We start from the raw sequence: 821 nt of genomic DNA, 5'->3' as shown, positions 1-821 counted from the left end.
GTGGATGGTGACGGGAACGGTGCGCAGGTCGGGTCCTGCCAGCATCATCACCGGCATCGCCTCGACGCCGCTGTGCCGAGCCGCCAGATGCGCCAGATATTCGGTGTGGCCGGGAAAGCGAAAGCCGGCATCGTAGAGCGGCTTCTTGGCGATGGGGCAGGTGACCACGGCCGAGGCTTCGCGGGCAAGGCAATCGGCGACGGCGCGGTCGATGGCCTCGATCGTGGCGGCCGCATTGGCCGGATCCGGCTGGCCGGGGCTGTCGATGCAGCCTGCAGCCAGCGGAACGATCGGCAAGGCGCGGGCAAAGACCTGCGCCGCTTGTGCCGGGGTGGCTTCGGCGATCGGCAGCGAGAGGCCGAGCAGGCGCGCCCGGGAGGCGATCAGCGCCGGATCGGCGAGCAGGTAGAAGGGGGGCAGGGCGGCAGCTTCACGCGCCATGAAGGCGGCGATGGCGATCTCCGGCCCAATGCCGGACGGATCGCCGGCGCTCAACGCGAGCGCAGTCACTGCGTTGCCCACGTCAGCGCTTGACGATGCGGGCTTTTGCCTTCAGCTCGTCGACATATTTCTTGCTGAGCGCGTCGGCATCCTTGTCGCCGCCGGAGCCTTCGGCCTGGAACGCCATCTGGGCAACCTTGTCGTCGGACACTTCGCGCGACGAGCAGATGCCGATGAATTCGACGCCGCGTTCGGTTTCGCGCGTGACGGTGGCACCGCCGACTTTGGTAGCTTTGATCTGCTCGGCCCAGTCCGGCGGCAGTTGCGGCGCCAGCACCCGGCCCAGATCGCGAACGGTGACGTCGATCAGGCCCTTGGCG

General features: G+C 68.3%; 1 protein-coding gene and 1 pseudogene. Both read right to left on the bottom strand.

Translation table 11 applies throughout. The features are described from left to right. On the bottom strand, positions 1-522 hold a 522-nt coding region (locus EN969_RS33455; protein ID WP_206525321.1), incomplete at its 3' end, for a 4-hydroxythreonine-4-phosphate dehydrogenase PdxA. 1 nt (position 523) lies between these two features. Beyond that, positions 524-821, bottom strand: a pseudogene (locus EN969_RS33450) (peptidylprolyl isomerase); the annotation flags it as partial.

It is taken from the genome of Mesorhizobium sp. M7A.F.Ca.CA.003.01.2.1 (genome assembly GCF_003998945.1).
Classification (GTDB): Bacteria; Pseudomonadota; Alphaproteobacteria; order Rhizobiales; family Rhizobiaceae; genus Mesorhizobium; species Mesorhizobium ciceri.
Note: the sequence above shows the minus strand (reverse complement) of the source record. Positions and strands in the feature narration are given on the sequence as shown.